The 25,257-nt window shown below is 50.2% G+C and carries 25 protein-coding genes, 1 pseudogene and 1 riboswitch; of the genes and pseudogenes, 1 reads left to right on the plus strand and 25 read right to left on the minus strand.

From position 1 onward, the window contains the following. Window positions 1–19: 19 nt before the first annotated feature. From MKY24_RS24965 to MKY24_RS24990, 6 genes and pseudogenes are all read right to left on the minus strand, one after another. Window positions 20–406, minus strand: a pseudogene (locus tag MKY24_RS24965) (PIN domain-containing protein); the annotation flags it as partial. Window positions 407–424: 18 nt separating this feature from the next. Then, complete coding sequence (locus MKY24_RS24970; RefSeq protein ID WP_339201081.1) at window positions 425–664, minus strand: hypothetical protein; 240 nt, start codon at window positions 662–664, stop codon at window positions 425–427. Window positions 665–730: 66 nt separating this feature from the next. Beyond that, complete coding sequence (locus MKY24_RS24975) at window positions 731–1,288, minus strand: hypothetical protein (protein WP_339201083.1); 558 nt, start codon at window positions 1,286–1,288, stop codon at window positions 731–733. Window positions 1,289–1,311: 23 nt separating this feature from the next. Beyond that, window positions 1,312–2,982, minus strand: a complete 1,671-nt coding sequence (locus MKY24_RS24980; protein WP_023990781.1) for an AarF/ABC1/UbiB kinase family protein — start codon at window positions 2,980–2,982, stop codon at window positions 1,312–1,314. 1 nt (window position 2,983) lies between these two features. Further along, window positions 2,984–3,343 carry a phasin family protein gene (locus tag MKY24_RS24985; RefSeq protein ID WP_013312404.1) on the minus strand — a complete coding sequence of 120 codons (360 nt, stop codon included), beginning with the start codon at window positions 3,341–3,343 and terminating at the stop codon, window positions 2,984–2,986. A 102-nt stretch (window positions 3,344–3,445) separates the two neighbouring features. Beyond that, on the minus strand, window positions 3,446–4,084 hold the full coding sequence (locus MKY24_RS24990; protein WP_023990782.1) for a ThuA domain-containing protein: 639 nt from the start codon (window positions 4,082–4,084) through the stop codon (window positions 3,446–3,448). 439 nt (window positions 4,085–4,523) lie between these two features. Between MKY24_RS24990 and MKY24_RS24995 the strand changes: the two genes are divergently transcribed. Then, entirely contained in the window at window positions 4,524–4,973 is a 450-nt protein-coding gene (locus tag MKY24_RS24995; protein ID WP_023990783.1) for an AbrB/MazE/SpoVT family DNA-binding domain-containing protein, read from the plus strand. 135 nt (window positions 4,974–5,108) lie between these two features. Here MKY24_RS24995 and MKY24_RS25000 read toward each other — a convergent pair whose 3' ends face one another. The 19 genes from MKY24_RS25000 to MKY24_RS25090 form a co-directional block, all read right to left on the minus strand. Beyond that, on the minus strand, window positions 5,109–6,566 hold the full coding sequence (locus MKY24_RS25000; protein ID WP_339201084.1) for a cobyrinate a,c-diamide synthase: 1,458 nt from the start codon (window positions 6,564–6,566) through the stop codon (window positions 5,109–5,111). Next, window positions 6,559–7,647, minus strand: a complete 1,089-nt coding sequence (locus MKY24_RS25005; protein WP_053326305.1) for a cobalamin biosynthesis protein — start codon at window positions 7,645–7,647, stop codon at window positions 6,559–6,561. Before MKY24_RS25005 ends, MKY24_RS25000 begins: the two co-directional genes overlap by 8 nt. After that, window positions 7,640–8,434 (minus strand): precorrin-4 C(11)-methyltransferase, encoded by a 795-nt coding sequence (gene cobM, locus MKY24_RS25010; RefSeq protein WP_053326306.1) that lies wholly within the window; start codon window positions 8,432–8,434, stop codon window positions 7,640–7,642. The genes MKY24_RS25005 and cobM overlap by 8 nt, the downstream gene beginning before the upstream one ends. Further along, window positions 8,431–9,147, minus strand: coding sequence for a precorrin-2 C(20)-methyltransferase (gene cobI, locus MKY24_RS25015; RefSeq protein ID WP_023990787.1), 717 nt, complete (start codon window positions 9,145–9,147; stop codon window positions 8,431–8,433). Before cobI ends, cobM begins: the two co-directional genes overlap by 4 nt. Window positions 9,148–9,178: 31 nt before the next feature. After that, window positions 9,179–10,435: a precorrin-6y C5,15-methyltransferase (decarboxylating) subunit CbiE gene (gene cbiE, locus MKY24_RS25020; RefSeq protein ID WP_339201085.1), complete on the minus strand. Its 1,257-nt coding sequence runs from the start codon at window positions 10,433–10,435 to the stop codon at window positions 9,179–9,181. Beyond that, a complete protein-coding gene (locus tag MKY24_RS25025; protein ID WP_160788661.1) occupies window positions 10,428–11,573 on the minus strand; it encodes a cobalt-precorrin-5B (C(1))-methyltransferase in 1,146 nt (381 codons plus the stop codon). The genes cbiE and MKY24_RS25025 overlap by 8 nt, the downstream gene beginning before the upstream one ends. Before the next feature lie 74 nt (window positions 11,574–11,647). After that, complete coding sequence (locus MKY24_RS25030) at window positions 11,648–12,292, minus strand: precorrin-8X methylmutase (protein WP_013312413.1); 645 nt, start codon at window positions 12,290–12,292, stop codon at window positions 11,648–11,650. Between the two features lie 379 nt (window positions 12,293–12,671). Beyond that, window positions 12,672–13,451 (minus strand): precorrin-6A reductase, encoded by a 780-nt coding sequence (gene cobK / locus MKY24_RS25035; protein WP_053326309.1) that lies wholly within the window; start codon window positions 13,449–13,451, stop codon window positions 12,672–12,674. Then, window positions 13,448–14,521 (minus strand): sirohydrochlorin chelatase, encoded by a 1,074-nt coding sequence (locus MKY24_RS25040; RefSeq protein ID WP_279833572.1) that lies wholly within the window; start codon window positions 14,519–14,521, stop codon window positions 13,448–13,450. The genes cobK and MKY24_RS25040 overlap by 4 nt, the downstream gene beginning before the upstream one ends. Window positions 14,522–14,613: 92 nt before the next feature. After that, window positions 14,614–16,410: a precorrin-3B C(17)-methyltransferase gene (gene cobJ, locus MKY24_RS25045; protein WP_053326311.1), complete on the minus strand. Its 1,797-nt coding sequence runs from the start codon at window positions 16,408–16,410 to the stop codon at window positions 14,614–14,616. Between the two features lie 310 nt (window positions 16,411–16,720). After that, window positions 16,721–16,908, minus strand: a riboswitch (cobalamin riboswitch). Window positions 16,909–16,964: 56 nt separating this feature from the next. Continuing rightward, on the minus strand, window positions 16,965–17,519 hold the full coding sequence (locus MKY24_RS25050) for a TIGR00730 family Rossman fold protein (RefSeq protein ID WP_023990794.1): 555 nt from the start codon (window positions 17,517–17,519) through the stop codon (window positions 16,965–16,967). Between the two features lie 206 nt (window positions 17,520–17,725). Beyond that, entirely contained in the window at window positions 17,726–18,577 is an 852-nt protein-coding gene (locus MKY24_RS25055) for a uroporphyrinogen-III synthase (protein ID WP_160789013.1), read from the minus strand. A gap of 101 nt (window positions 18,578–18,678) precedes the next feature. Then, window positions 18,679–19,833, minus strand: a complete 1,155-nt coding sequence (locus MKY24_RS25060; protein ID WP_339201087.1) for an endospore germination permease — start codon at window positions 19,831–19,833, stop codon at window positions 18,679–18,681. Between the two features lie 43 nt (window positions 19,834–19,876). Next, window positions 19,877–20,101 (minus strand): hypothetical protein, encoded by a 225-nt coding sequence (locus tag MKY24_RS25065; protein WP_023990797.1) that lies wholly within the window; start codon window positions 20,099–20,101, stop codon window positions 19,877–19,879. Next, window positions 20,094–21,311 (minus strand): Ger(x)C family spore germination protein, encoded by a 1,218-nt coding sequence (locus tag MKY24_RS25070; RefSeq protein ID WP_028540746.1) that lies wholly within the window; start codon window positions 21,309–21,311, stop codon window positions 20,094–20,096. Before MKY24_RS25070 ends, MKY24_RS25065 begins: the two co-directional genes overlap by 8 nt. Then, window positions 21,311–22,936: a spore germination protein gene (locus MKY24_RS25075; protein WP_023990799.1), complete on the minus strand. Its 1,626-nt coding sequence runs from the start codon at window positions 22,934–22,936 to the stop codon at window positions 21,311–21,313. The genes MKY24_RS25070 and MKY24_RS25075 overlap by 1 nt, the downstream gene beginning before the upstream one ends. Before the next feature lie 180 nt (window positions 22,937–23,116). After that, window positions 23,117–23,455, minus strand: a complete 339-nt coding sequence (locus tag MKY24_RS25080; protein ID WP_028540747.1) for a hypothetical protein — start codon at window positions 23,453–23,455, stop codon at window positions 23,117–23,119. A 15-nt stretch (window positions 23,456–23,470) separates the two neighbouring features. Beyond that, window positions 23,471–24,199: a pirin family protein gene (locus MKY24_RS25085; RefSeq protein WP_339202405.1), complete on the minus strand. Its 729-nt coding sequence runs from the start codon at window positions 24,197–24,199 to the stop codon at window positions 23,471–23,473. Window positions 24,200–24,242: 43 nt separating this feature from the next. Beyond that, on the minus strand, window positions 24,243–25,100 hold the full coding sequence (locus MKY24_RS25090; protein ID WP_023990802.1) for a LysR family transcriptional regulator: 858 nt from the start codon (window positions 25,098–25,100) through the stop codon (window positions 24,243–24,245). Window positions 25,101–25,257: the final 157 nt, after the last annotated feature.

A 25,257-nucleotide genomic window follows, 5' to 3' on the forward strand; every position in this document is an offset into this window, starting at 1 on the left:
ATTAAAATTTTCGCAATTACTAAGATGCTAACCTGCTAAAGTTTATCACCTTAACTTCATACTCAGACTCCGCGAACTGTAAATCTTGATCCGCCGTAACCAGTACCAATTGGTTTATAATGGCTGTCGCAAGAATCAATGCATCTGGGGTCTTGAGCTTTCTTGCAAACTTATCTTTTTGTTCTCTTCTGATACGCCCCGCTTTAACTGCGATCTCTGAATTAACTGCAATAAATTCCCCGCCAAGAAAAGGTATCGAATCTAAGTCAGTATCAGTGGGCAACCCGGCTATAAACTCGGACTGAGTTATAACAGAAAAGAAAATATTTTCTTTATCTTCCTCAGCTTGTCGTATCACTCTATCCAAAGATGAGTCAAGCCTATGAAGGGCAATAGCTGCATTCGTATCAAATAAATACCCCCTCTAATCCCAATCCTCTCTGGATTGTTTAACACTCTCTTCGATCTCAAGTAATTGCTCCTTACTTAGGCTGCCTCGGGAATTTAAAACAGCTTGCAACCCTTTCGGTAACGGGGACTCTAAATCAATAACCTCAGTTTCCCCCTGTTTATTTTCTATAGTAACTTTTGATGGTTCAAACCCAATATCACGAAGGAGACTTAGGAGACGTATTCGATGTATATCAGCTAATTTTTTTGCCACTAAAATCACTCCTTAGCAAAAGATTAGTTTCCAGTCATAGCTCGATAGATTCGTTTTTTTATTATTTTAAAATCCCCGCAATTTCTGTACAAGCTCCGATAGGGTTTCAGCAATCTCCGAGTCCGCATGGTGCTGAAGTAGGCTTTCAAAGTCAGGCAGTGCTTTCTTCAATAATCGATAGCTATAGTCATAATAACTCCAAAAAGCTACCGGATCATAACCGCGTGCTTCTTCCTCTTCCCACTCCAGTTCATCTTCTTCTGGATCGCTGTCTGCCGGCCATAGATATTTTTCGTCCAGCAGCATGGTTAGAGATTCCACAGACTTCTGTGAATCCTCTTGTGCATTTTCCATGTCCAATGCTCCAACAACCGCATGGTACAGTTCCAACTCACTCAGCGTGATATCATCCGAATTTCTCGTATGCATATTACGCAATAAGAAAAGTAACACCCATGGCGTAACCTGCCACAGTGTGCCTTGATGCTCTATCAGATCAGCAATTGCTGCGTACTCCCCGTTGGATATCAATTGTGGCAACTCCGTGCCCCTACCATAAGGAGTAGTCAGGCGGTGCCATGGCACATCTGCAATTAGGAGATTATTCATCTTATGTGTATCCATAACCCCTCCTTCCTGGTCGGTATCTAAAACCTTCCCGATTTAAAAATGGAATACAGTAAAAAGGCAACCATTAAGAGAGCTACAACAAAGCCGATTTCAATGGCAGGTACATTCCACAGCATGGTCGCCTGATGATTCAGCGATGAACCGATAATCAGTCCCACCATAATAATGCTGAACGCTAACAGCACGATACTGAATGAGAGGCGGTTGCTGATCTGATCCAGCCTGCGCAGAAGCATTTCCAGCTCCGGCACAGTAACCTCCAGCTTAAGCTTGCCCTTGCTGATAATCGAGGCCAAATGTCTCGCCTGTCCTGGCAGTTCCATCAGCGTCTCCACCAGCTCGGTTGCACCACCCAGTAGCTTGCCTCGGATACGACGACCACTGAAGCGTTCCTTCAACAGCTTGTTACCAAAGGGCTCAGCCAAAGCGATAATACTGAGATCAGGGTCCAGATGCTCCACGACCCCCTCCAGTGTCAGCAACGCCTTGCCTAGCAACAGGACGTCCGACGGCAAACCAATCCGATGGCGCTGCGCTGCGCCAAATAGGTCGTTCAAAGCATCACCAATACTGACCTGTGAGAAAGGAACGTCTGAGTAATCTTCGCGTATCTTGTCCAGATCGGCACGCAGCGCATTCAGGTCGGTGTCCGGTTCGACCAGACCCAAACGTTCGATAGACCGAACCATGGCATCGGTATTTTTGCGCATCAGGGCAATAATGAGGGAAGCGAGATGATTCTTCATCTCTTCGCTCAGCCTTCCCGTCATGCCAAAGTCCAAATAAGCGAGACTGCCATTTTTCAGAACGAGTAAATTCCCCGGATGGGGATCGGCATGAAAAAAACCCTCCATAAAAATTTGATGCAGCATGCTGTTCACCAGCCGCTGCGCCAGTTCTTTCAAGTTATATCCACGGCGTAATAGCTCTTCACGACTACCTAAGTGAGTTCCGTCTAGAAACTCCATGGTCAGTATACGGGAAGAGGTATGATCCCAGTATATTTTCGGAATATAGATATGTGGGTCCTGCTCAAATTGGAGCGCAATCTTCTCTGTGTTACGGGCTTCATGGTTGTAATCCAGCTCCTGAATGAGCGATCTCCCCAGCTCCTCTACCATCTGGCGAAGCTGATACCGCTCTACCCATTCCCAGCGCTTGGCTGCCATAGCGGTCAGTTCCCGCAAAATGTCCAAATCTCGCCGAATAATGCGATTAACGCCAGGACGCTGGATTTTAATGGCGACCATTTCGCCGCTGTGCAGCTTGCCCAGATGCACTTGCCCGATCGAAGCAGCGGCCAGCGGAACATCGTCAAAACGAACCAGTATGTCCTCTAATGACGTGTCCAGCTCCTGCTCCAGAATGCCACGCGCTGTTTCAGATGAAAACGGCGGTACCTGATCCTGAAGCTTAACCAGCTCACGGATAATAGGCTCCGGCAGCAGGTCAGCACGTGTGCTTGCCAACTGTCCAAGCTTGATGAATGCAGGCCCCAGATCCTCCAGCACAAGTCGAATCCGTTCACCTAGCGTTTTGGACTCGGGAGTTTCTCTCGTCAGCCACTTGCGAGGCAATGACAGCAGCTGGAACAGTCCCATTTCTTCCACCATATAGCCAAAGCCATGACGCGCCAGCGCCATGGCAATTTCCCGGTAACGACCGGCGTGCTTCATACGAACCGCCATTTTAATCCAGCCGGTTCGCTTCTTCAGCGTCGCTCGAACCCGTAAGCGCCGCCTTTTCTTTTTCCAGCTCCGCTACCTGTTTTTCCAACAATGCCACACGTTGCTCCAAACTTGTAACATCATTTTCGGTAGGTACTTCCAGCTCCTGCAAAATGCGGCTAACCTGTTCGCGGATCACTGTTTTGAATTGTCCCTGTTCCTCTGCCCCTCGTTCGATCAGACGATCGACCAGCGCTTTGGATTCCGAGGGCGCAAGTTCTCCCCGGTTTACGAGATCCTCGACGGCTTTCTCCACCTTTTCTTTGCTGACAACGGTGAGGCCCCACCCCAATGAGATGGCTTTTTTGAACAAATCGCTCATAATATATCCTCCCCTACCTGTGATTACCTATAGTATAACCTGAAAAGGGGAGCCGCATAAAGCTCGCAGCTCCCCTTCCTCAATGAATGGAATGATCTATGTTTAACCTGGAAAGCGTCCAGCCCACTTGGCAGCCTGAAGCAGCAGCTTGCGGTATCCCTCGTGCTGGAAGCTTGGCTGATTATGTCCAGGCATCAAATAGACGACCCGACCCAAGCCATAGGACAGTGACCATGCCGCCGGCCACCACTCGCCCTCGTGTTCATATTCCATCAGTAGTGTTTTTTCAGTGAATGGATCAAAGTCAAAACGATACGGTTCCTCTTGGATCTCAAACGGCTCGATTCCTTCCATAATCGGATGATCCGGCGCCGTTACTTTGAAGGAAAGTGGTCCGGCAGCCGGATGCCGCAAGAAACGCGCCCCCATTAATTGTGCAATCTCATACCGTCCTTGCAATGTGATTCCGTTATGCAGCACAAGCAATCCACCCCCGCCGCTAACATAGGACAGCAATCCTGCTGTTTGTTGAGGAGACAGGACCTCCTTGCGGCTATCACAGTACGAGATACATAGATCGAATGGGGTTAGATTTTCCTTGAGCAGCATTTTACGATTCTCACTGCATTGTACGGTCATCCAATCCTGTAAAATATGGCTAATCTCTTCGTCCACCCCTTGCAGCGGGTGAAACTCCGGATACGAATAATCTCCTAACAACAATGCTTTTCTTTTTTCCATGATAAATCCTCCTTGCCTGACTTGTATATAAGGACTTTAAAGGCGGGACCCGTGTCATTTATTCTTGTTTGTGGGGTCAAAACGCTCAGAAAATTCCGTTTGGCCCTCATCCATTTCCCATAACACCGCCATCATTGTCCGAGCTACGGCATATATAAATAATTCTACAGACGGCCTATTAAATCCTTTAGCAGAAGATTATAGCATATATGTTCGCTCGGGATAAACTTATTTAAAACTTATTCAAAATTTATAAATCTGAACGATGGCGATTCGGCCTGTTTATGGTATACTCGTAAGAAAAAAAGTGCGTCCATGCTTGATTAACAATAAAGGGCCGCTTTTTGTAAGAATTTATGCTTGCGGTTATAGAATTGATAAGAATTGCCTCAAACCTTATACATTCTATAAATCTTAAAAAACCGGGGAGGTTGCATGAATGAAAAGGACTGGAATGACCCGGCCCTTGGACAGCTTGGGGCGAATTGTGCTACCTAAAGAGTTGCGCATGACGATGGAGATTGACATCGGCGATCCATTAGAGTTTTTTATTGAAGACCAGACACTCATGCTCCGTAAGTACAAATCAACCAACTGTATTTTTTGCGGTGCGGTTGATACCAACACCTACTTTAAAGATCAGTTTATCTGCGATGAATGTGCAGCCTCGATGAAAACGGAAGATTTACTTCCGGTCACAGCGACTGAAACCCATTCACCCCCACTTAAGCAAAATATGCATATGAAAAAAATTTATCAGCGCACGGACGTTATTTTGGAGAAAATGAGAGAGCTTATGGAAGAACATCCAGCATCTTCACAAAAACAACTCGCCTCCATGCTTGGTGTGAGTCAGGGAAGGATTTCCCAACTGAAAAAGCTCATGTAAGCGAATCACCAAAAAAGTAATGTATACGCTTCCAAACTATGTAAGGTTTAAGTCTATTGATATTTAGAAAAGCCGGACCCTTTAGGGGAATCGGCTTTTTTTCGTTTTTATGAAGTAGTGGACTCGTTTGCAAAACTATTGACCGTAAGCCCGGCATTGTTCAACCCAGCGTGCTGCCGCTTTGGGAAGAGAAGCGAGATGAACATGCGTGTAGGCTGCCAAAAGGTTCCCTTTCGCATAGCCCTCGCTCTGGAGACCACGCATCCCCTTGGTTTGATAGGCATAGAAGTAGGGGGCGGATGATTCATCATAGTGCATGACAGAATAATGAAATTCATGTCCCCGAATTGTCTCTCCAGCCTCCAGCAGCAAGCAATCCTGCAAAGCGGTTGCTTCCCGGTATCCCAGTGCGGCCCGTTTCTCCTGCATGCGGACGTCCGACGGAATAACCCCGGCCATGTGATGGGCATTACCCATACGATCCGTAAGTGTCCGTGCCAGTACCATATAACCGCCGCATTCTGCGAATACTGGCATATCCCGGCTCACCGCGTTGCGGATATCTTCCAAAAAGCCTGTATTTGCAGCGATATCTGCGGCAAACTCTTCGGGGAAACCGCCGCCCAGATATAGGCCGCTTGCCTGCTCAGGTACGCGTTCTCCCGCCAGAGGACTGAAATAGACAATCTCCGCTCCCGCCTGACGTAGCAAATCCATATTTTCCGGGTAGTAAAAATTGAAAGCCGCGTCTCTGGCGACGGCGATGACGGGACGTTCCTCGGTATCAGCTTCATGCCCTGCTGATGGAAGCCAATCCGGGGAAAACAACGGTTGTGCGGGCAGAGACAACGGCGGAGCCGAATCTGCCAATGCCCGCAGTGCATCCAGATCCGTACCCGCGCGGATCAGCTCTGCCGCCCGTTGGAAAAGCGGCTCCAGCTCGCCGCGTTCCACAGCAGGTACTAAACCCAGATGACGCTCGGGAATATCCAGCCCGTCATCACGCTTTAACCAGCCGAGCACGGGGATGCCGCACTCCTGCTCAATCGCCTTTTTGACGATGCCATAGTGCCCTTGGCTACCGCAGCGATTCACAATTACGCCCACAATGCGCAGCTTGGGCTCCAAGCGCTGAAAGCCGAGCACAATAGCGGCGGCGCTTCGTGCCATACTGCGCACGTCGACCACCAGCAATACAGGGCTGTCCGTCAGCATGGCGATCTCAGCGGTCGAGCCGGTGTTGCTGAGCGGGTCCTTGCCGTCATACAGCCCCATGACGCCTTCAATCACGGAAATATCCGCGCCTTCAGAAGCACGGATAAAGATTTCACGCACCGTATCTGGTGAGGTCATCCATGAATCCAGATTACGGGAAGAAGTCCCGGTCGCGGCAGTATGATAGGTCGGATCAATATAATCCGGTCCGCACTTAAAACCCTGCACTCGCAGGCCGCTATCGGCGAACGCCTTCATCAGCCCGAGGGTAACCGTCGTTTTGCCTGCACCGCTGCCTGTGCCAGCAACAACAATACGGCTTCTGCGCGTAGCGGCAGACGGATCAGGCTGTACAGCCTGCTTCATGACGTCAGTCATAGGAAACCCGCGCTACAGACAACGTCATATTGCCGTTTTTTTTCTTCTCCAGCAGCCAATGGTCTGCACCAGAAGACAACAAGGCTGATGGTTCGCTGACCCCATATGCGCCAGTGTATTTGAAGACGGTTTCCGATGGATTGGGAAGCTGCACCGTATTCAGCTCTGACGGGGTGTACGTCACCAGCTCCCAGCCGTATTTGGCGCAAAGGGCAAGTAAGCCCTCTTCGTCCTTTTTCAGATCAATAGTGGCAATATTCCGTACGCTTTTCACGGACAAACGCAGTTCTTGCAAGGTGTCCAGCACACCCGCCTCCAGCTCCTCTAATGCAGTCCCACGGTTGCAGCCGATGCCAAGCACCAAGCTTTTCGGACGGTACAGCACGCCATTAGAAAGAAGCTGCTCCTCTTCCTCCGGCTCCAATAAACGGTCACTCACGACCAACGCGGCGTTAAACGGTTCTTGTAAGGCTTCTGCCGTCGAAGCATATACCTTGATATGTCCAGGTACAGGCTTGTCATAACGCCACCAGTTCCGTTCGCCTGTCTCTTGTATGAGCGCAACAGGCTCCTCGTTCACAACAGCGGCGCTCACCGGAGTGGCCTTGTCGAAGCTATCGACCACCCAACCCAATTCCCGACCAAACATGTCCACCGGAATCGTGCCCTGCACGTCTGATGCAGTCGTGATTACAGCACGTGCGCCTAGTACAGTCGCTACATGGCGGGTCAATTCATTGGCGCCACCCAAATGGCCAGACAATACGCTAATGACATGCTCGCCGCGATCATCAATGACAACTACCGCTGGGTCTACCTTTTTATCCACCAAAATTGGTGCAATCATACGAACTACTGCACCGAGAGAAATAAACAAAATAATACCGTTATATTGTTTAAATAAATCCGGCAAAATCAGCTTGACCGAGCCTTCGAACAACTGAATGCCACGCTCCTGCTCGTCGCCACGCTCAAACTTGGACATGTAATACACATCCGTGCCCGGAAAGCTGGCTCCCAAATTGCGGACCATTTCCACTCCATGCTTCGTGATCGCCACAGCGGCAAATGGATTACTCACCGGACTTCACTCCCTTCCGGTAGCCATGGGTGAACGACTTGTCGTACAGCTTGGAACGATGCGCATCCTTGTCCACCAGTCCCGGGTCCAGCGCCCAGCCTGCCAGAATCATGGCATGCATCGTAATACCTGCTGCACGCAGATCAGCTGGCAATTGGGCAAGCGTCGTGCGTACGATCTTTTGATCCGGCCAGGTCGCTCGCTGTACAACCGCTACAGGCGTGTCCTCGCTCCAGCCTGCCGCCAGAAACTCAACAACTACCTTCTTCGCCAGCGTTGCGCTGAGGAATAAGGCCACTGTGCAGTGATGGGAAGCCAAATCACGCAGCTTTTCCCGATCTGGTACAGGTGTACGGCCTTCGGCACGCGTCAGAATGACGGTCTGCGTCAGGTCAGGCACAGTTAGCTCTGCACCCAACACGGCCGCAGAAGCAAAGACCGAGCTGACGCCCGGCACGATTTCGTATGCTACTCCGCGCTGCTTCAGCAACACCATCTGCTCCAAAATGGCTCCGTACACTGCCGGATCGCCTGTATGTACGCGAGCTACACTGCGTCCAGCCTGCACAGCCTCGCTCATGATCTCGACCTGCCGCTCCAGGTCCATGCCTGAGCTTTGCAGTACCTGCGCCTCTGGTTTGGCCGTGGCAATCAACTCGTCGTTCACGAGTGAATCCGTGTACAATACCACATCGGCCGTGCGTAGAATCCGGGAGCCTTTGACAGTAATCAACTCCGGGTCGCCGGGACCTGCTCCTACAATATATACTTTGGGCTCCAACGTCATTTGCTCACCACCATTAAACTCAAATATTCAAGTTCCTGTCCGCGCAGCTCACGTGCGTTGCGCCATACCATTTCATAAGGAGAAGTGACCTTGGTAATGACAGAAGCACGGTCCCCAAGATGGAGTTCATCCAGCACATCCAAAATCAAATCCAGCACCTTGGCAACCTTGATAAACACGACCGTATCGTGATTCTCAATCGCCCGCTTCATCGCTTCCCGATCATCCGTAGCCGGAATTATACCGACCTGCTGATCTCCGTCTGCCAAAGGCAATTCCAGCGCTGCCGCCGCTCCCAACACAGACGAAATGCCCGGAATAGATACAATCGGCACCTCTGGATGGAGATCCTTCATGAGCCGTGCCAAATGAATAAAGGTACTGTACAGATTAGGGTCTCCCTCTGTGACAAAGGCTACATCCTTGCCTTGACTCAGTGCCTCCCAGCAAGCAACCACCGTTTTGTTCCATTCACGCTCCAGTACAACCGGGTCCTTGGTCATTGGAAAAATGAGTCCCAGCATCTCCTTTTCCTCCGGGTTGACGTACAACTCCACGATCTCGTGAGCATACGACTTACCTCCCCGGCGTTTCTTCGGATAAGCCACAACTGCACATTCCTGAATCATGCGATACGCCTTGACTGTAATCAGCTCGGGATCACCCGGCCCCACGCCTACGCCGTAAAGTGTTCCTGTTGCCGCTGTATTCATGCTGTCTCTCTCCCCCTCTTGAATTACCAGCTTACTCCCCTGAAACTTCATCAGCCACGTCCACCACCGGCTGTCCTGTAATAACATATATCGGATTGAGTCCATCAAAACGAGTCATATTCAAAATCGGCTTGCTACGCGCTGTTTGCAGTAACGTCACCGAAGTATCGAGTCCTGCTGCTTGCATCGCCTTCATACCGTCATGCAACGTCTCAATCGTTGCAGCATTCACTACAATTCGTCCATCCTTACGTAGACGGGAAGCACACAGACGAATCAGCTCAGCCAATTCTCCCCCGCTCCCACCGATAAACACCGCATCCGGGTCTGGCAGATCTTCCAATCCGGCAGGCGCTTTGGCATGAATGACCGGGAAATCGGTACGGAATTTGATTTTGTTTGCTTCGACATTAGCCAGATCGCCTTCATTCTTCTCAATGGCAAATACTTGCCCATACCTGGCCAGCCGCGCACATTCCACCGCTACAGAGCCGGAGCCTGCGCCGATATCCCATACGATGCTTCGTTCGGTCAGACGCAGCTCGGACAAGCTGAATACGCGTACTTCACGCTTCGTGATCAGCCCTTTTTCCGGCTTGCGCTGGTGAAATTCCGCATCCTCGAAGCCAAATCCCCGACGAATTGCAGGCACGTCTTCTCCCTTACGGCGGCGTAAAATAACCACATTCAATGGTTGGAACGTTCTCTGCGCCATCTCTTCCAGCGTATAATGCCGATACGCCTCATCCGGTCCGCCCAAATGCTCGCCGACAAAGGCATCATATTCCGTCATACCATAATGCAGCAAATAGGCAGCGACTGTGGCGGGATGATTTCGGTCATCCGTCAGCAGCGCGACCTTGTTCTGTCCGTCGATCCGCTGCGCCAATCCGGTCATCGGACGGCCGTGTACGCTTTCCAGCACCGCATCCTGCCAGCTTTCACCGAGACGCGCAAACGCCAGCTGAACCGAGCTGAGATGCGGCAAAATATCCAGATGTTCAGCCCCCAGCTTGGCAGACAAATAACCTGCAATTCCAAAAAAAAGCGGATCGCCTGACGCAAGCACGACAATATCCTTGTCATTGCGCAACCGTCCCAATTCTTCTACCACGGCAGATAAGCCGCTCTTTAATGTTCGTTTTTCCCCTGCGAATGCCTTGAAAAAGGCTAGCTGGCGTTCTCCACCAACCAGCAGGTCGGCACGCTCAATGTGCTCCAGCGTCTCCTGCGACAGACCTGCCGCTCCATTTTCACCGATACCAATGACACGAATCACTCTACTCACCGACTCTCGCCCTCCCCAGCACGTTCCCTTTCATCGTTACCAGTACCATTTCCACGACAATTCCACCACCTGCATGGTCCAGACAATGCTGACATCCATAGGTACACAGCTTTTCAAAAAAGCTCAGCGCATTCGCTTCGGTCATCATATCTGCCACCTGCGTAGCTGTATTCGCCTCTGCCACTGCCGCTGCAAGCGACTCGTCCACACCTGCTTCACGCGCGACCTCAGCCAAAAAGCCAAAGTCCACCGGTGCGCTCTTGGAGTGAACCATCATGACACCTTGAGCTACCTTCGACAGCTTGCCGGGCATACCGACGAGAATAATCTTTTTCATTCCCAGCCGTTTCCCGTGCTTAATGGCAAAGCCGACAAAATCCCCCATCTGAATAAAGGCCTCTTCCGTCAGCTGATCGTACATTTGCATGGCATATTTTTCACTGCTGCCACCTGTGGTCAGGACTATTTCCTGGCAGTTCATCGCTTGCGCAACCGATATGGCCTGCACGACACTGGCTTTATAAGCTGACGTGGAAAACGGAACGACCACACCACGCGTGCCTAGTATGGAAATACCGCCAAGAATGCCAAGTCGCCCGTTCAACGTTTTCTTGGCAATTTCTTCACCGTCCGGTACGCTGATGACGACACGGACACCTTTGGCCGATCCATGCTCTTCAAGCACGCCTGTCACAGCCTCCGTAATCATCCGGCGCGGCACCGGATTAATCGCTGCTTCCCCGACAGGCACAGGCAGACCGGGCTTCGTTACCCGCCCCACGCCGATGCCACCGTCCAGCTCAATGCCCGGCTCCTCGCGCCAGCTAACGGACGCGATAATTTTCGCCTGATGCGTGGCATCTGGGTCATCGCCACCGTCCTTGATCGTCGTGCAGGAAGCTTCGTCCGCGTCCAACACAGGCTCAATCAGCTCAAACGCATGATCAAAGCCCGCGGGCAGCGATATCACTGCTTCCTTCGGCGGAATGCCCGTGATGAGCAGTTGTACCGCTCCTTTGGCCACTGCAGCCGCACAAGCTCCAGTCGTAAAGCCTGACCGCATCGGCTTGTCCGGTGCGGGAGCTTCACCGCTTTTCATCCGTTTGGGCCTGTCGACGGACGCCGCTTCCTTTTCCATGCCAATTCCTCCTTAACCTCTTCTGCTGATCATGTTCCAATTCATTTCATGATACAGCAAACGGACAACCGCATCTAGCGGACAGCCATTAAGGAGATCGCATTCAATGCTGCTACAACAATTGTACTGCCGCCCTTGCGTCCAATATTCGTAATGAACGGAATATCCAGCTTGCGCAGCTCGTCCTTGGATTCTGCCGCCGAGACGAAGCCTACGGGCATGCCAATTACCAGTCCGGGCTTAGCTGCTCCTTCTTTCACCAGACGAATTAACTCCAGCAACGCTGTCGGCGCATTACCAATGGCATAGATACCGCCTTCGCCCGCCTGAATCGCTTTGCGCATGGAAATAATGGCGCGTGTCGTATTCAGCCTTTTCGCTTCTTCCATGACGTCAGGGTCAGATATGTACACATGCACATCCCCACCAAATTGACGGATACGATCCTTGCTCAGCCCCGCTTGAATCATTTGCACATCCGCCACTACCTGCTGCCCTGCGCGAATAGCTGCAACCCCGGCTTCAATCGCTTTTGGATGAAACACCATGCTCCGGCCCAGCTCAAAATCAGCAGATGCATGAATGACACGCTGTACAACGGGATATTGCTCTGCTGTAAAAGGATGCTCTCCCAGTTCTTCTGTGATCATCTCGAAGCTTTTGCCTTCAATCTCCTGCGGCTGTACCGTTAGCGGTTTGAAATCTGTTTTAAAATCCATCGTATCGACCACTCCCTTATGGAAAATTAGAAAATTAAATTAGCTTAGAACATTAAAGTTACCTATTGTTCCACTACGCAGTCGGATGGTGCTTCCCATCGCCACCGCCCCCGGATTCCTTGAATAAAACCTATGATCAGCGTAGAAATCCGGGGACAAAAGCGACCGCTACGCTTGTACAGCACCATTCCGACTACTCCGTTTTATGTTCATTTTTCAAGTTCGTCTTATATAGGGAAAATGACATTCATGTTAAGGAGTTACAAACACCTCTACACAAAAACTGCACATTTTAAGATGACTATATTTTAAATACACGCCAGAAATCGTTCTGAATTCATCGGATTGACTGGACCGACCAACTTCATAGGCTTATGTCTTAAAGCACAGACTCCTCTTTGTCTATACGCAGTGCGTCGATGACTCCGTCGAAATGATCAAATACTGTGCCAAATTCCACTTCCGGCCTGGAAATCAAAAGTACGTGAATCCCCAGCTCCAATGCAGATTGAACCTTTTCATCCACTGCTCCCGTGCGTCCGCTTTCCTTGGTGACCATCACGGTCGTGCCATAGTGCTTGTACAATGCTTCATTCATCTCGCGGGAAAAGGGTCCCTGCATGGCAATAATATTCTTTTGCTCCATGCCCAGTTCGCTGCATTTCTCCATATTGTCCAAGCGCGGCAGCATGCGTGCAACCAGACGAATCTCCGGGTCTCCGAGTAAATGCTTGGTGAACGTGCCGAGCGTCTTACTGCCTGTCGTAAGCATTACAGAGCCTTTGAGTTGCTTCGCTTCTAATGCGGCCTCTTCATAGGAAGACACGATGTGGAGCAACGGATGATTGTCATATACCAGTCCCGTTCGCTCGTAGCGAATATAAGGAACTCCGGATACGCGAGCGGCTGTCATCGCATTCGCATGTGCTTCTTCTGCAAAAGGATGACTGGCATCAACGACGGCCAGTATTCCCTGCTCCCGAATCATTGCAGCCATTTCATCGGCTGTCATTCGGCCTGTACGTACGTCTAGTCCCACTTCGGACAAGCTGGCTGCCGCGCTTTCGGTTACGACCGAGGTCAATACGTTGAAGCCATTGTCACGGATTTGCAGCGCCAATTCCCGAGCGTCGCTCGTTCCGCATAGCATGAATATCATGAGCCCTTCACCTGCCCGCTTCCGTTCACTACAGATGGCGTATGTGAATGCTCGTGATGGTGATCATGGTCATCATGGCTGTGAGCATGGACATGCTCATGAGTGTGATCGTGGCTGTGTGTATGGTGATCATGATGATCGTGCTCATGTGCATGATGATGATGTTCATGGTCGTGCTCATGCTCATGATGGTGATCATGATCGTGATGGTGATCGTGGTGATGATGGTGGTGCTCCTGCGCCTCCAGACGGAACTGGCAGTTATCACAATTGGCCGTAACCTTGCCAAACAAGCCTTCCTTAGCTCGCTCCAGCACCAGTTCAATCAATTGGGGATGGAAACCAAAATATCCGCCCATCTCCACTTGTAATGTAGGGTGAGCCTCGGCAAATTCCTGGGTCATTTCTCCGATGCGCTTAATCAGCACACCCGTGAACAGAAAATAGGGAAGCACGATAATCTTTTTGGCCCCCAATCGTACACAACGCTCCAATCCATCGGGAAAAGAAGGCTGCGTCACACCGATAAAGCTGCTCTCTACCCACGTATAAGAAAGCTGCTCCCACAGCATACGGGTGATTTTGAAAAAGTCACTGTTCGCATCTGGATCGCTACTTCCGCGTCCTAACACAAGTACCGCCGTTTCTTCGTCGGATACCTCGGGAAATGCCTCTACAGCGCTATTCATTCCCGCTGGAATCGCAACCGGACGGGCCTCTTTCAAGCGGCTTTGCAGAATGCTGACGATTTTCTCGTGAACGCCAATCGGGCGTCCGTATACAAATTCCACCTGCGGATATTTTGCTTTTGCCCGGTCAATAGCCATCGGAATATCAATTTTGGCATGTACCGCTGCGAACAAGATAATCGGAATAAGAACGACACGCGTCGCCCCTTTCTCCACACATGTTTGCATCCCTTCAGCAATGCTGGGACGTGCCAACTCCAAGAAACAGGTTTCCACGCACATATCCGGTACCCGGTCTGCCACTGCCTGTGCAAATTCCAGCAGCTCCTGGTTCCCCTCCGGGTCCCGACTTCCATGTCCAACCAACAATATTGCATCCACTGCTGTTTTTTCCTCCTCTTTAATAGGGATAACCTGCATGACGCCCTATTTTATATATATGCTTGTATCCAGTTCATCAGGCCTTCATTCCATTAATCACCACAAACCGCATTCACTTCTACCGTTGCTGGTGCATCTTCATGCCGGAAACCCGCAACGACACCTACACGTTTAAAAAATTTATGAAAACGCTCATTCGGATGCCCTTTTTCCTTATATTCAGCAATGACGTTCTCCACGATATCAGTAATCTGATCACCCGGAATTCCTTCCGCTACAGGCTGAGCAGCATGAGCATTGCGGCCGAATTTTTTGCCGCCGAGGAAGAGATCGTATCCTCCCTTGCGATAGACGATTCCGATATCCTCCAGCACCGCTCCATAGCAAGCCATACCGCATCCGTTCAATGCAATACTCGTTTCCTTGGGTGCCTGTAATCCGCCAAGTACAACCTGTAGATGCTCAGCCACAGGTACAGCGTCATCCTTCTCCATATTACAGAAGTCGCACGCCTTCACCTTAAACACATCGCCAATCGGCATGACAATGAATCGTTCATCCCGCAGCCGTCCGACCAGTTCCTCGGGGTCTGCACACGGCACGCGCAGCACGATCTGATGATCTGGCGTGTATTCCAGCTCGCCGTCATCACCCGCTACCTCGGCGAGCAGCGCCATCTGACGAGCGGTGAACTTCTTGTTTCCCACACCCGGGGAAACGCCCACCTCAAACAGCGCAGGCTTGCCAAAGCCGCCTGTCGCCATTCCAGCCGTAGCCCCCGCTCCGGCCACCGCTGACGTTCCGGCGGTGCTCTCGGCGGTAGGCGCTTGCCCGCTCCAGCGAGCGTTGGCTGCGCCAGGCAGCTTGCCGCCGACAGCGAGGCGGCTTAGTGCCTCTGCCGCCAGCGATGCTGGGGCTGCGCCGGTTTGCACAGCATTCGTTGCCTGCACGGCAGCCATCGCTTGCGGGCGTGCCTGCGTCGCAACCGCAGCGCCGCTCGCGGAGGGTCCAGCGGGCGTAGTCGGGGCTGCGCTTGCCTGCGGTGTATCCTCTTGTGCGCCCAGCGACCACGGCTCCGCTTCCGTGCGGAGACGCTGGTGCGGCTTGAGTGCCTGCTCGGTCGCATCTAATGTGTATTTGCGCTGATATCCGCGCGGAGTCACGATCAAGCCGTCATACACTGTCGTCGAGGAATTGCCGATGATTACAGTCGTCAGCATCCCAATGTCATGGTTCAGCATATCTTCCAGCGTCGTTACAATAACTTGCTGACGTTCACGATAAGCACTTTTCACCAACCCGACTGGAGTTTGCGGATCGCGGTAACGCAGCAAAATGGACTGCGTCTCCACAATCTGGCGGGTACGCCGACCACTGCGCGGGTTGTATAATGCAATCACAAAATCGGCCGAAGCCGCTGCTTCTACGCGCTTCACAATCGTTTCCCATGGGGTCAGATGATCACTCAGACTGATCGTGCACGCATCATGCATAACTGGCGCCCCCAACAGTGATGCACAGGACTGAATAGCCGAGATCCCCGGTACGACTTCTACCTCAACCCCGTCCTCGCGTCGCCAGCCTTTTTGCATCAGCACCTCATACACCAGCCCTGCCATACCATAGACTCCCGCATCTCCACTGGAAATGACAGCTACCTTCTTGCCCATCTCTGCTTGGCGAACCGCCTCCTGTGCACGGCTCACTTCCTCTGTCATTCCTGTGCGTACAATCTCCTGTCCGTTCAACAACGGACGGATCAAATCAACGTAGGTATTGTAGCCGATAATGACCTCACTTTCGGCCAGCGCATCCAGCGCCCGTTTTGTGATATGTTCCATATCTCCTGGTCCAAATCCAATCACCAGCAATTTTCCTAATGGGCTCATCGTGCTCCTCCTATTCATCCTTTTCAGGGCAGCTATGCTATCTATTTCAATGATTTATGCACATCGTGTAACTCGAAAAAACCCCATCCTGCCCGGATGGGGTTTCTATGTACGCATCTCTCATCAGACGAACAAACAGCGTAAGAAGACACTATTTGTCTTCCTCCAGCCTGCCGTTGTTTTCCATCTGACTGTTTACGCTTCAAACGCTGCTGCACGTTCAAATCCACGCAAACCTCTAGCCAACATGGAAAAAGCAACGTGTGCCTGATTTCCTGATTTCGTACACCCATCCTCTCCGCGAAGGTTAACGGTGCATACAGATCAAGGTAGGTCTCCTGGCTTGGCATCAACGGATTCTTTCGTCTTCCCCGTTTTTCACGAGTGACCATTTTAAAAAATCCTCTTCCTTACAGTGGCGGGACCGCTCGGGATTTGCACCCGATTCCCTGTTACCCTTTGCTCAACCGCAAAGGCACCTTGTCTGTCCGCTATTTGATTATGGGTCTTATCATAACCTTGCCTCAATCAGTTGTGCAAGCACGAAAAACGCTTTATTTCAAGTTCTCTGCTTTATTTTTTAACATATGTAGCAATTCGTCCGGGTCCGCAGAGATACTTAATAACGCTGGGTGCTCGGCCCCGGTAAACCCTTCTTGCACGCTATGACGCACCATTTCTACTAACGGGTCAAAATATCCATTCACATTCAGCAGCCCAATCGGCTTGCGATGAATCCCGATTTGCGCCCAGCACAATACCTCGAATAGCTCCTCGAAGGTTCCCAAGCCACCCGGAAGGGCGATAAACGCATCGGCCATCTCGCTCATTGCCGCTTTACGCTCATGCATGCTTGCTACCTCAATAAATTCGGTAACTCCCCGATGAATGATCTCTGCATCAAATAACAGGGTGGGCATAATGCCAGTGACCTGACCGTCACCCGCCAGCATTCCATCCGCCACCTCTCCCATCAGCCCCCTGCTAGAGCCACCATAGATCAGACGGATATGATGGCGAGCCATGGCTTCCCCCAGCTTGCCTGCAGCCTCAACATATACCGATGAATGTCCAGGTCTGGACCCGGCAAATACGCAAATAGAATTCATTAACGTCTCAGCTCCTGTCCTAAGTATCATGCATCGAAACTTATTCATTATATTAGATAAACATTTTCGCTATAACAAAAATCTTTGTCGATGCATGTCCAACAAAAAAAGATAAAGACCTCGTAGGCCCTTATCTTTATTTTACTCTGTATCCCAAAATATAAGTTCATTTTTTAGCATACTGCATTTATAATTTCTATCTCATTTCAATGACCATTCACGATCTTCAGACCACAGCCATGCACCGAATCGTTATGTTCAAAATATTTGCCCAGCTCCACCATCATCGCGCCCATGCGCTCTTCGGTTGGAAACACGACTCGGTCAATCCCTTCTTCCACAATGGACTGTGCAGTCACCTTCCCTACGGATACAGCAATCACATCCTCACGAAAAGCTTCCAGTAAATCCTCGATTCGATTTTGCTCTCTGGCATATTGGGCCAAAAATCGGATTTGCGGACCACTTGTGAACGTAACAGCATCAACATTACGATGGATAATATCCTCCAGTAACGCCTGCAACTTTGCTTCCTCAGGTGGGATATGCTTATAAGGAAGTACCTGGCGGGTCACTGCCCCCTGCTCGTCCAGCCACTTTACCAACCGTGGAGCTGGATCGCCATGCAGTTGCAACAATACTTCCTTCCCCTTCAGATCGTATGGGGCGAAAGCTCCTGTCAATCCGATCAAACTTCCGTCCTCGTCTCGTACTGCTGGCGTAAAGCCACGCTTTTTGAGTCCATTGACCGTCTTGTAGCCCCGCGCTGCAATGTTGGAGGATTGCAGCAACTCCATAATCTGCTCGGCCACGCCCATATCCTCTGCCATATCGAACAAGGCATCCAGCCCCATTCCTGTCGTGAAGATGTACCAGTCTGGAGGGTGCTTCACCCACGATACAACAGCGTTGCGCAGCTCGATATCATCCAAAAAAACGGTGCCCTGGGCCGGGCGCTGTACTGGCTCACCCCCCATCTTCACAACTAGCAGCGCCATTTCTTCTGCCTTACGGGGACCAGCAAGAGCGACTCTCTTACCTGCCATGCGTTGTGCCATTCTGTTGCCTCCCTTGTAGAAGTCATATTTCTTTCTACCAAGTATACAATCAGAGGGGTAAAAGACAAATAAGAATTACTTTTCCGATAAATACAGTAATCTTATAAGTGGTCGTGTCCTGTTCTGCCTCCATGCTGGCTTTCTTTCTGACTACTGCTATCCCGCTCTCCGTTAAATGGCTTATCATCTCCGCCTCTTCCTTTAGATTTGGATCGGAGCAACATCCATAGCAACAAGGGCATGATAACAAAAAAAATGATCATCACCACGGTCCACTCCCGGCTGAAATCATAAATTTGCACGATGTTGGAGAACAGCATAAACGAGCAGACGTAACCCAACAAACCTACGGGCCAAACCATCAGACTTCCCCATGCATGGGCAAACATACGCTTTACCGCCAAACTGGTAACGTACAGATCAACCCCAATCTTCGTAAGAAAGGTCGGTACAGTCAGTGCTGCCACGAACAAGTCGAACCGATCCAGAAAGTCCGTTAGCTGCAATTGACGCACTAGTTCATAGGATGGATAAAATAGCCGGGACAAGATAGGGACACCAATAACCAACTCCGACAGCAACACCAGCGTGATCAGAAATGCAGTTCCGAGCAAATGCCCATACCACGCACTACGCCCATTATAGCTCTTCCCAGAAATCACAAAGGGAACCATCATGATATCGGCCATATATCCCAGCATGCGCCAGCTGCCCTTGATCACTCCCTCTACTTCCGGATGTAAATAGGGTCTCAGTACCGAAAAGTCCATATTACGCCCGAAAAAAAGCGGCATGGTCAGCAGCGTCAGAATCAACAACGGTACAAAAAGCTCCGCCATATTGACGATGGTGCTTATTCCACCTTTGGCCATAAATGCCAGAGTCAAAAGCAAAATAAGAGATACGACAACAATCGGAGTCAGCGGCAAAAGTACAACCTCCACCAAATCCGTGATAACTCTCAAATCCCGTGCAAAAATGATCAGAAATAAAATAAGGTAGACTGCAAGCAGCATACGTCCTAGCACAGGGTGAGAGCTCACCATGGCCTGCATCAGGTCCTGATCAGGAAAACGCCGCTTGAGTTTCAACATGGCCCAGATCGGCAAGCATAGCACGATAGCCGCAATTATACAGGTCCAGTAGGCATGTTGATTCGCGTAATCTGCTGCCTGCGCCGGAGCATGTACAAGGGTAATACCGACCTCCATCAATACACCAAGCAGCACGATTTGTCTGGTTGTGAACTGTCTCATGCAGGTACATCCTCCTTTTGCCCGCAGGCATCCATTACACGATTTACAACGTAGGGGGGAGCCACATGTCAATAAAACGGGCCAGCCATGTAGCCACATAAACAGTGCTCTTCGTTGATGTTCCGTAAATCCAGACACCAATGCTAATGACATACAATACGCGTGAGATCCAGCGATTGACGGCAGGCGCATCCCTAATACTTTTGCGGTCAATCAGATACATGAAGAGCATAGCCAGCAATAAAGGTAATAGAAATACTTTATTCATTCTGGATTTGCTCCTTTTTGACCCCGAATGGTTTGGTGACCGCACCGATATTTTCAATATGCACGACCGGATCTATAGTGACCTCCACCTTGGGATACAGTTGATCCCATTGAGGTTTAATCCGTTCCCATTCATCCGGATGACTCGTAATAATAGCCCGGCCCAAACCAAGTACGTCTGAGTGATATTTTTGCTGGATCACCTTGACACCCTCTCCCAGCTCCCTCTTAATTTCCTCGGCTGTCTGCTGTTCCAGCCACTTCAAATTTTCCTCGTTGGAAATATCGAAATCCGTCTCATTTTCCTTCACATTCCCGTTACAGTTCATATGAACGGTCATGCGAATATCGTTCCCACGAATATATGGCTTGATATGGACATTATTTTCGATGAGGTGTACAGATATGTAGCCTCTACCTTTGGGAGGGTGGATAAATATTTCTGTCTCCTTGGCTTGCTCCATACCCAAAAGCAGGAATCGACTGAGGTGGTTATCTATAATCCCTGTTAACCTGTCTTTCCGAAATACAGCTAGCCCATCGACCTGAATATTTGTCTTCTTGTCTTTAAGATTAGAGGGGCCATTCTTCACCAGAGACATCACCGGCACCACCGGGTCAATACCATCCAGCAGGACGGAATTTATCAGCAGCTTAACAGAACGAGGTTTTTTCATATAGGAATAGTTGAGCTCACGCACCATTTCTGCCGGATATTGCTCAATCGGGGCATCTGCCTGAAGCACTTCCATCGCTGATCCCTTCGTAATAACAACCAGGGAAGACAGACGGTTTTGCGGAATACGCGCCAGTACATCCATCATTTTGTTAATCCCTTCCCGCGCCAGCGTCTCACCGAACAGCAGCACCCGTCGATGGGAGTAATTCAGCGTTCGCGAAACCGCACGCTGTTCCTCGGTGCTTGCTCCCCGGAAGCTTGGGCCTGTTTTGGACTCCAGGTAGTAGGATTTCGTACCACTTGTACCTCCCCCTCCTCCTGTACTGCCCGAAGATCCAAGTTGTCCGGGTAAAGCGATTTGCATCGTTACCCGGTATTGATCGCCTTCTTTATCCAGACCCGTGCCCATCACAAAGGCCACATCGTTCACTTCACGGCGATCCCAGCATCCTCCCAAAAGAACAGAACAAAGCAGCAGACAACAGAGCACAGCCGCTTTACGTATTTGTTGTGCATCGGATTTGGGCTTCATCACCATCCCTCCTCGGTTGTAGGCGATCCATTCATCTTTTCCTTCGCTCGTTTGTTGTTGTCTTTACCAATCCAGGAAGGACGTTTAGTCATTTTCCACCAAGGCGCACGAACGACGATATCCTTTTGATCCATATGTTTGTATGGACTATATCCGCTCATATAAGGAACACCAAACGATGTTAGCTTGGTTAGATGCGTAGCAATCAGCGTTGTCGCAATAATGATCCCAAACAATCCGAATAATCCCGCCATCAGCATAATTGGAAATCGTAGCAGACGAACCGTGATGGCAAAGTTAAAACGCGGGATGGTAAACGACGCAATACCTGTGAGCGACACAATAATGACCATCGGGGCCGATACAATCCCTGCTTGTACAGAGGCCTGACCGATGACGAGCGCTCCAAGGATACTGACAGCCTGACCGACCGTTTTGGGGAGACGAATCCCCGCTTCTCGTAACGCTTCAAAGGAAATTTCCATCATTAGTGCTTCCACCAAAGCGGGGAAAGGGATAGACTCACGCGCTGCCGCAATACTCAAAATAAGCGTCGTCGGCAGCATATCATGATGATAGGTCGTCACCGCTACATATAATGCAGGCAGAAAGAGAGCCAATATGAGAAAAAGAAAACGAATCCAGCGCACCATATTACTGATAAAAAAGCGCTCGTAATAGTCTTCGCTCGCTTGCATCATCTGCCACATCGTGACTGGCCCAATCAGGGCAAAGGGCGTTCCGTCTACAAAAATAGCAAAACGTCCTTCCAATAATTGCGCAGTGACGGTATCCGGGCGTTCGGTGTATTCCATTTGCGGAAACGGCGAAAACGGGTGATCCTCAATCAGTTCCTCAATATATCCAGTCTCCAGAACACCATCAATTTTAATATCGCTAAGCCTTTTTTTAACATCCTCCACCAGTTTTGGATCTATGATCCCTTCAATATAAGTAAGGACGACGCTCGTTTGAGTTTCTGTTCCGATGGTCATGCTGTACATCTTGAGCTTGGAGGTTTTCAATTTGAAACGTAACAGTGCCGTATTGACGCGAAGTGTCTCTGTGAATCCTTCACGCGGTCCACGAATAACCGATTCGGTCTGCGGTTCCTCCACTCCACGGCGGACACCCCCCTTGGCGCTAAAAATATACGCACGAGGCGTGCCATCTACAAACAAGGCGGCATTGCCGTCCAGTATCGCTGCCGATACCATCTTCCATTCGTCCATCGTTTTGGTCTGGGACATGGAGATACGAGTTTCATCCAGCGGCTCCAATTTGCCGTTCACTTCAGGGTCCTTGAGCATCATGCCCAGAATGACAGGCCGCAGAATATGGTCCTGCAAATCCTCCGATTTTACCGTACCTTCAAAATAAGCCAATAACCCTTTGCGTTCAGGGGAAATCATGAGCTCTCGATAGACGATATCAGAGCAATCCTTGAAAATATCACGCAAAGCAATCAAATTGTCTTCCACACTGCTACGCAGCGGCTGTTCTAGCCATGAAGACTCAGGCAGTCCTTTAGGCACATTGAAATTTCGTGTCTTGCGGTCTGCGGCTGGAATCGCTCGCCGGCTCCACGGTGGCTTCGGCAACTTGGGAAAGCGCCCTTTCTTCATCGTTATTCCCCCTTTACGAATGAGCCGAACAGATAATATGACATATAGGATGTACCAGCCTGCAAAGGATTATGTATCCAATGAACTCAACATGTTGAACAGATAACAAAAAAGGCCCTGCAATGATGCAGGGCCTTCGAAAATCCATTATAAATCTGAAAATTTATGATAAAGGAATGATTAATCTCCCCAATACTCCTCGGGATGGTATTCAATCTCAGAACTAGCTTTGAACGTAAGCTCATCTGTCTGATCATGATATTCCACGCTTTCCGGGGTGACGTAATACCAATGCTTCACCACGGGTCCATCGTCTACCGGCGTTACAAAACGAAATACGTTCAACTCCCCGCTATAACGCACAATCGCCTCCGCCGTCTCATGCGGCAGTCCTTGAAGCGTAAAGCGAAACACGCCGTCCGCCGATTCCAAATGGCAATCGAAAACCTGCTTGCGGCTGTCAGCAAAGCTACGTCCCGTGACGGCATGCTTGATCAGCCATGTTTCCTGCTGCGCCATTGTGCGCACCTCCTTTTAGGGCAAATCAATCAACATATAAAAAACAGAATCTTCTGCTTTCAGTGAGAGCTTCGGCTCCTGCTCAATACGAGCGGAATCGCGTCCTTGCAGAATATGTTCACCGTTCACACGCAGCGAGCCTTCGATGACGAATAGGAACACGCGCCGACCCTCGGCCTGTGTGAATTCTACTTGCTCTCCAGGCTGAAGCTTGCTTAAATAAATCGTTAAATCCTGATTGATTGCAGCTATTTCACCCTCTGTGCCTGGTACGCGCTTTCCGGCAACGACAGGCAGAAGCTGACCGTGAAGACGCTCAGGATTGAACGCTGTAGCCTCATATGACGGTTTCAGGCCTTTCGTATGCGGGCTAAACCACAATTGCAGTAGACTGACATCCTCCATTTGTGAAGCGTTGTGCTCCGTATGAATGATGCCGTGGCCAGCTGACATTCGCTGAATGCCTCCAAAACGGGTCACCGCTACATGTCCACGGTTGTCTTCATGACGCAATTCCCCATACAGCACAATCGAAACAATCTCCATATCACTGTGCGGATGCGCCCCAAAGCCCCGTCCCGGTGTGATGACATCGTCATTACAGACACGCATAGGACCAAACTCTGTATTGTTCTCATCCTGATACTCCGCGAATGAAAAGCTGTGACTCCCCCGCAGCCAGCCCTTATCGAAGCTGAATCGGGAAGCCGCCGGATATAATAGCCCTCCTTCAGGAAGAAAAATGAGATCAAATCCCTCTCATTGTACCCGAGCCCAAGCAATAAAGCTACGCCTCTGTCTGAGTGATAATCTCGTCTATAAAAGACTGCAAAGTACTGGTAACAAAGGCTTCCTTACGCCGGATAAACACCGTTGTTACTTCATTGTACGGCTCAGGCATCGCATGACCGCAGACAAGGCCTTGAGCCACCAGCCCGCTGATCGAAGATTCGGGAAAAACGGTCATTCCAATACCAGCCGCCACACTGCCGATAATTGTCTCAAATGTCCCAAACTCCATAATCTGCTTGGGAATAATCCCCTCCATCTTGAGCCAGGTTTCCAGCCGTCCCCGGTAGCCGCAACCTTTTTTATACAGCAGGAGTGGACGGGTTGTAAGATCCTCAACAGAAAAGTCATCTCCTTGGGATACGAGGACCAGCTTTTCCTGAAATACATCAAACTGTTCAATCAGCGGATGCTTCACCGGCCCGGTCACAAAAGCTCCATCCAGCCGCATTTCTGCAACCTCCTGCACCAGAGACTCTGTAACCCCGGCCTTGAGGGACAACTCGACATCCGGGTACTTGCTATAGTAAGCATGTAAAATGGCCGGGAGGGCAATGACAGTCTCCACAATGCCAATCTCCAGCACCCCCGAAGGTGCAGAGGTATTCTGAAACGCATGTTTCATTTCCTCGAATTGCGATAAAATGCTTTTCGTATATTGCAGCAGACGCTTGCCCTCGGCATTGAGGATCATTCCCCGCTTATGTCTATTAAATAAAGGCGTTTGCAGTTCCTTTTCGAGCAGCTTGATTCTGGCCGTTACATTGGACTGGACATAGCTAAGCTCGGCTGCAGCCTTGCTGACACTGCCATGCGCAGCCACCGTCTGGAAAATGTTTAAATCGTTCAGATCCACTACTGCTCCCCCTTATTGTGAAGGACAATGGGCCATCAAAATTGACGCGCCTTGTCACTTATTATCATTTTAAATGATCATAATGTTTATTTTCAATCATTTTACCAACAGCTTCCTATCCTTTATGATGTGTCCATAAGATATGTCCGCTGAGACC

Source organism: Paenibacillus sp. FSL P2-0322 (assembly GCF_037975315.1).
Taxonomy (GTDB): Bacteria; Bacillota; Bacilli; order Paenibacillales; family Paenibacillaceae; genus Paenibacillus; species Paenibacillus polymyxa_B.

Bases quoted from the DNA above. Each gene is read 5' to 3' on its own strand.
- MKY24_RS25075 (WP_023990799.1), bottom strand. From the start codon at position 22,936: ATGAAGAAAGGGCGCTTTCCCAAGTTGCCGAAGCCACCGTGGAGCCGG.
- MKY24_RS25025 (WP_160788661.1), bottom strand. From the start codon at position 11,573: ATGGAAAAGGAAGCGGCGTCCGTCGACAGGCCCAAACGGATGAAAAGC.
- MKY24_RS24995 (WP_023990783.1), top strand. From the start codon at position 4,524: ATGAAAAGGACTGGAATGACCCGGCCCTTGGACAGCTTGGGGCGAATT.
- MKY24_RS25050 (WP_023990794.1), bottom strand. From the start codon at position 17,519: ATGAATTCTATTTGCGTATTTGCCGGGTCCAGACCTGGACATTCATCG.
- MKY24_RS25080 (WP_028540747.1), bottom strand. From the start codon at position 23,455: ATGGCGCAGCAGGAAACATGGCTGATCAAGCATGCCGTCACGGGACGT.
- cobM (WP_053326306.1), bottom strand. From the start codon at position 8,434: ATGACGTTGGAGCCCAAAGTATATATTGTAGGAGCAGGTCCCGGCGAC.
- cobK (WP_053326309.1), bottom strand. From the start codon at position 13,451: ATGATATTCATGCTATGCGGAACGAGCGACGCTCGGGAATTGGCGCTG.
- MKY24_RS25055 (WP_160789013.1), bottom strand. From the start codon at position 18,577: ATGGCACAACGCATGGCAGGTAAGAGAGTCGCTCTTGCTGGTCCCCGT.
- MKY24_RS24975 (WP_339201083.1), bottom strand. From the start codon at position 1,288: ATGGATACACATAAGATGAATAATCTCCTAATTGCAGATGTGCCATGG.
- cobJ (WP_053326311.1), bottom strand. From the start codon at position 16,410: ATGAGCCCATTAGGAAAATTGCTGGTGATTGGATTTGGACCAGGAGAT.
- MKY24_RS24980 (WP_023990781.1), bottom strand. From the start codon at position 2,982: ATGGCGGTTCGTATGAAGCACGCCGGTCGTTACCGGGAAATTGCCATG.
- MKY24_RS24985 (WP_013312404.1), bottom strand. From the start codon at position 3,343: ATGAGCGATTTGTTCAAAAAAGCCATCTCATTGGGGTGGGGCCTCACC.
- MKY24_RS25000 (WP_339201084.1), bottom strand. From the start codon at position 6,566: ATGACTGACGTCATGAAGCAGGCTGTACAGCCTGATCCGTCTGCCGCT.
- MKY24_RS24990 (WP_023990782.1), bottom strand. From the start codon at position 4,084: ATGGAAAAAAGAAAAGCATTGTTGTTAGGAGATTATTCGTATCCGGAG.
- MKY24_RS25065 (WP_023990797.1), bottom strand. From the start codon at position 20,101: ATGAATAAAGTATTTCTATTACCTTTATTGCTGGCTATGCTCTTCATG.
- MKY24_RS25070 (WP_028540746.1), bottom strand. From the start codon at position 21,311: ATGAAGCCCAAATCCGATGCACAACAAATACGTAAAGCGGCTGTGCTC.
- MKY24_RS25060 (WP_339201087.1), bottom strand. From the start codon at position 19,833: ATGAGACAGTTCACAACCAGACAAATCGTGCTGCTTGGTGTATTGATG.
- cobI (WP_023990787.1), bottom strand. From the start codon at position 9,147: ATGAATACAGCGGCAACAGGAACACTTTACGGCGTAGGCGTGGGGCCG.
- MKY24_RS25030 (WP_013312413.1), bottom strand. From the start codon at position 12,292: ATGGATTTTAAAACAGATTTCAAACCGCTAACGGTACAGCCGCAGGAG.